This is a genomic window from Elusimicrobiota bacterium (assembly GCA_026388155.1).
Lineage (GTDB): Bacteria > Elusimicrobiota > Elusimicrobia > Elusimicrobiales > UBA9959 > UBA9634.
On the sequence record JAPLKI010000008.1, the window covers coordinates 1 to 5477 of the forward strand.

Genomic DNA, 5477 nt, shown 5'->3' on the forward strand with positions numbered 1-5477 from the left:
GCTCTACATTATGCCCGCGGGCGGAGGCGGGGCCAGAAAGATGCAATGCAACAGGGCGCTTATGAATTCCTGGCACAGCTGGTCGCCCAACGGGAAATGGCTGGTGTTCTCTTCCAAGGCCAACGGCCCGTACACGCAGCTTTTCCTCACCCATATTGACGAACAGGGAAACGATACGCCCCCCGTCCTTCTGGAGCGGTTAACCTCGCCGGACCGGGCAGCCAATATACCGGAATTCGTTAATGTCAGGTCCGGCGCGCTAAAAATAATTCATGAACAATTCGTCGATGACACATCTTTCTCAAGAGCCTCTAACCAATTCATTTTCTCAGGTGATTATGACAGTGCTGCGCAGGCAGCGCTCAAGGCCCTGTCTATAAACCCTGATAACGCCTACGCGCACCTTAAGATGGGGGAAGCGTTAGAACAACAGAATAAGTTGGAGGAAGCTGTCATACAACTTGCCGAAGCGGTTAAAATAAACCCTGATGATTTTGTGGCGCATAATGAGCTGGGGGTCGCTTTAGCGATGCGGGCCATGCAAGCCGAAAATCTTATTCGCACTAAAGAGCAATTGGGGCCTGTGCCGGATTCTGTAAAAATAAAGGCGCAAAACGCGGCTATGTATAAGGAAGCTGTCTTCCATCTTAAGGAAGCGATCAGATTAAATCCAAATTGCGCTGATGCGTATAATAATTGGGGATTAACCCTGAAGGCGCAGGGTGAATTTAAAAAAGCCGTCCCGCCGCTTACCGAGGCGCTCAGATTAAATCCGGATTATGCGCAAGCGCACAATAACCTGGGATGGACGTTAAAAGCATTAGGCAACCTTGACGAAGCCATTATTCATTTTAATAAAGCGTTAATGTTAAATCCGAGCTACCCGGAGGCGCGTGAAGGTTTGAATCAGGCGCTGCGGCAAAAGAGAGACCAGAACCCGCAACAATAATGAACTTAGAACTTGATCAAGGAACAAAGAAAAAAATGAACTTGGACGGTTTTATACGAAGGGGGGGGCATTGAGCGGAAAAAAATCGGGATATAAAGCCGTTTCGGCTGCACAGGGAACAGAGGACCCGCGCCTGAAGGAAAGTTTTCAGGGAAGCGTCCGTATAGCCATTTTCCTGCTCTTTTTTTTCTCCGGCATCAGCGGGCTTATTTACGAGGTCGTATGGACAAGGCTCCTGACCATTATTTTAGGCAATACGGTATATGCCGTCAGCACGGTCCTTTCAATGTTCATGGGAGGATTGGCGTTAGGCAGCTTCTGCGCGGGGCGCTTCATCGATTCCCGAAAAGACCCCCTGCGTGTTTACGCTCTTCTGGAGATCGGCGTCGGGCTTTCGGGTTTCTGCGTGACGCTGCTGCTTAACCAGACCGGCCCGCTGTATGTCTGGCTCTACCACCTGTCCGCCGCAAATCCGCCCATGCTTTCCTTAATGCAATACCTGTTCGCGTTCGTTCTTCTGGGCATACCGGCCACGCTCATGGGCGCCACGCTTCCGGTGCTGAGCAGGTTCATCGTCAACCGCGAGTCGGTGGTCGGCCTTTCGGTGGGGATGCTGTATGCCGTCAATACGTTCGGGGCCGCCGCCGGCTGCTTTGCGGCGGGATTTCTGCTTATCGGCACGGCGGGGATGTCCCTGACAGTCCTGCTCGCGGCGGCCGTCAATCTTGCCGTGGGGGCCGCCGCCTGGCTTATGCGGAACACGCGTATCGGGTACGGGGGAGATAGCCGCCCGCTTATTGCCCCTGAAGCAGCCCATAATACCGCCGCACCGATACGGCATTTTCTTGTTGTGGGGGCTTTTGCGGTTTCGGGCTTTGCGGCCATGGGCTACGAGGTCGTCTGGACGCGCATTCTTGTTTTATATCTGGGCAATTCCGTTTATGCTTTCAGCGCGATGCTGACCTGTTTTCTTTTAGGAATGGCGTCGGGGAGCCTGGTTTTTTCCCGTTTTGTCGATCGCATGACCGGGCTTTTCAAATGGTTCGGCTTCCTCCAGGCTGCCATCGGGCTCTACATGCTCACGCTCATCTATCTTTTCGGGTATCAGCGCGGGTTTTTCCTTATATATGTAAGTCCCTTTCCGAATAATCCGCACCTTTTTTTTATGTTCCTCAAAGCCCTGACATTGCTGCTTCTGCCGACGTTTCTCATGGGAGCGTCGTTCCCTTTAGCCGGCCGCTTGTATACGACTAGCATCAGCACTATCGCCCGCAGCATCAGCGTTCTGTACACGTGGAACACCCTGGCATGCATCGCGGGTTCGGCGGTAGCCGGATTTGTTTTTGTGCCGTATCTCGGGATCGAGAAGACCATGTTATTTTTGGTCATGATGAACAGCGCTGCCGGCGCAGCGCTTCTTATGGCTGAACCGGCGGATCGCCGTTTTGCGAAAACGGCCGGTGTCGCGGCCGTGCTTTTGGCCGCTGTTGCGGGCATCGTCTTCGTTCCGCGTAATGTCATACGCGGCATCCACGAATCAATGCTGGGGGCGCGGGGAAACCTTATCAAGTACGATGAAACCATGTACGGGACCGTCATGGCGGTGCGCAGCCCCGCTGAGCGCCGTCTTATGGTCGATGACCTTCCCATTGCGGGTACGAGCCTGGGGTTCTTAACAAGCCAGAAATCGCTCGGGCATCTGCCCATGCTGCTGCATCCGGATCCGCGGAAGGTCTTTGTGGTGGGGTTCGGCGGCGGCGGCACGTCCTACGCGGTCAGTACCTACGAGGAAGCGAAAAAAATCGACATAGCGGAACTCAGCCGTACCATTATGGATGACGCGCCGTTGTTCGCCGAAGTGAATCATAATGTCCTTGCCGATCCCCGCGGCTCCGTCATCGTCAACGATGGCCGTAATTTTCTGTTAACGACAAAGTCCAGTTACAGCGTAATTTCCGTCGATCTGCTCTGGCCGCAAACGGCCGGGTCCGGAAGCCTTTACACAAAGGAGTTTTACAAGCTCTGCTTTCAGCGCCTTGAGGATAACGGCATGATGGTGGAGTGGATACATTCCGGCTTCGTCCCGGTTTCCTACCTGCAGATGATCGTCAAAACTGTGCGTCAGGTTTTTCCGTATGCGGGTTTGTGGTGGTCGAGGGGATTCCAGCATTTCCTGCTCGTCGCGTCTAAAAAGGCGCCCTTATCCGTCGATTACCGGGAGCTCTGCCGGAAGGCCAAAGCGGAGCGGACGCGCGCCGATCTGGCCGGGGTCGGCCTTGACGATCCGGCTGTTTTAGTCAGCTACTTCATTGCCGACGGTGAGGCGCTTGACGCGTTCGCGCGGCAAGCCGCCCATATCAATACCGATGACCTGCCGCTCATTGAATACCATCTTCCTTTGATAAACACAACTAATTCGTGGCCCGGGAATGCCGCGGCAATGCAGGGCCTCAAAAGATCCGTTCTCCCTCTGATGCGAAACCTGACGCGTGAGGACAGCGGCAAAATACTCCGGAATGAATCCGCGCTCAGCCTGGCCCTGGGCTCGATCATCAGAAATCAGGCCGGGGACCTCCGGGGAGCGGCACGCCTGGCCGATGAAGCGATAAAACGCTTTCCGGATAATCCTGAGGTAAAGGACCTGTCCGGCACATCCGGAGATGACATGTCTTCCGCAAGAGCCGCCAACCAATTACTGATATCGGGGGATTATAACAGCGCGGTGAAAGAAGCTCTCAGTGCCCTGGCTATAAACCCTGATAACGCCTACGCGCATTATGTAAGAGGGGCTGCATTAGAAAAACAAGATAAATTAGAGGAGGCTGTCATACAGCTTACCGAAGCGCTCAGACTTGCCCCCGATACTTATGAACCGCACAATGAGTTAGGGCTTACTTTAATAAAGCAGGCCATGTTGGCTAAATCCCTCTTGCGCGCTAACGGGCAAGCCCGGCCCAGTGCAGGCGCTATAGGAATAAAGGCGCAAAACACACAGGAAATGTATGAGAAAGCTATCTTCCACATTAAAGAAGCAATAAGATTAAATCCAAAGTATGTTGAGGCGTATAATAATATGGGATGCGCCCTGATGGCGCAGGGTGAATTTGAGAAAGCCATCATACCGCTTACCGAGGCTCTCAGGTTAAACCCGGGTTATGTGCAGGCGCATATCAACCTGGGATGGAGTTTGAAACGATTGGGCAACCTTGACGAAGCCATTATTCATCTTACTAAGGCATTAACATTAAATCCAAACGACCCGCCTGTGCGCAAAGCCTTGGATCAAATACTGCAGCAGAAGAGAGACCAGCAACCACAAAAACAATGAATTTAGAGCGAACGATAGATGAATATGGTCATATGAAATTTAAAATCTTAGGCGCGCGAAAGATCTCGCCGCCTTTAACGGCTATTATCAAAACCACGAATGCCATTTCAAGGAGTATATAATGCGTAAAATATTCAGCCGGAAAGTGATCATGATCGCTGCTGTTGCCGCGTGCGTATTGATAGCATTGCTGGTCACTTTGCTTAAATCCGTTCTAAGGATAGATGATATTCTGGCGGCCTATGATGAAAAAGCAAAATACGGCGAGCTGACTATCGGCTATCCGTTGAATAAGACGCTTTTTCCCCCGGAAATCGCGCCGACGACACCCCAGGACGGACAATGGGAAACTATCAAGCGCCGCTCATCAGAAAAGAGCGCGGTCGTTACTATTATCGGCCTGAACAAAGCCGCCCCGAAAAAGATCCTTTCTTCGGCAAGTATAACTATCGGCACTTCTAAAGACGCGGTCGGCGCGCCGCTCTTTTACCGCGAAGTGAACCTGCCCTTCAGCGAAGCCGTGAAGGATCCTTCGCTCATCAGGTGGCGTTTCGGGGAAATATCCTCGAAAAAACAACCCCCGGTCGTGCTGGAAGGACTGCCGGTCTGCGGCAATTGCCACTCTTTTTCCGCTGACGGCAGTATTCTGGGCATGGACGTGGATTATGCCAGCGACAAGGGTTCATACGTTATAACGCAAATTGAGAAAGAGACCGTCCTGAACAAAGAGAAGATCATAACATGGACCGCTTATAAAAAAGAGGACCACGAACAAACCTTCGGCCTGCTTTCCCAGGTATCGCCTGACGGCAGGTATGTGATAAGCACGGTGAAAGACCGCTCGGTATTCGTGCCGAAGCCTGAACTCTATTTCAGCCAGCTCTTTTTTCCGCTTAAAGGCATATTGGCCTTTTATGACCGGGAGACAAAAACATTTCAGGCGCTGCCGGGCGCCGACAACAAAGAATTTGTGCAGAGCAACCCGTCCTGGAGCCCGGATGGCAAGTACATTGTTTTTGCCAGGAACAAAGCGTACCGCCTGAAAAAGGACATCAGCAGCAATAAGGTGCTGCTGAGCGATAAAGACGCCGCGGAATTTCTCAAAGAGGGGAAGACTTTCCTGTTCGACCTCTACCGGATCCCGTTCAACGGCGGAAAAGGCGGGGAGGCGAAACCGCTTGCGGGCGCCTCCGGCAACGG

The 5477-nt window shown here is 52.7% G+C and carries 3 protein-coding genes; all 3 read left to right on the forward strand.

The genetic code is table 11. The features are described from left to right. On the forward strand, positions 1-949 hold a 949-nt coding region (locus NTX59_03210; protein ID MCX5784676.1), incomplete at its 5' end, for a tetratricopeptide repeat protein. Between the two features lie 70 nt (positions 950-1019). Further along, positions 1020-4277, forward strand: a complete 3258-nt coding sequence (locus NTX59_03215) for a fused MFS/spermidine synthase (protein MCX5784677.1) — start codon at positions 1020-1022, stop codon at positions 4275-4277. Positions 4278-4398: 121 nt separating this feature from the next. Beyond that, positions 4399-5477, forward strand: a 1079-nt coding sequence (locus NTX59_03220) for a hypothetical protein (GenBank protein ID MCX5784678.1), incomplete at its 3' end; no start/stop codon positions are given.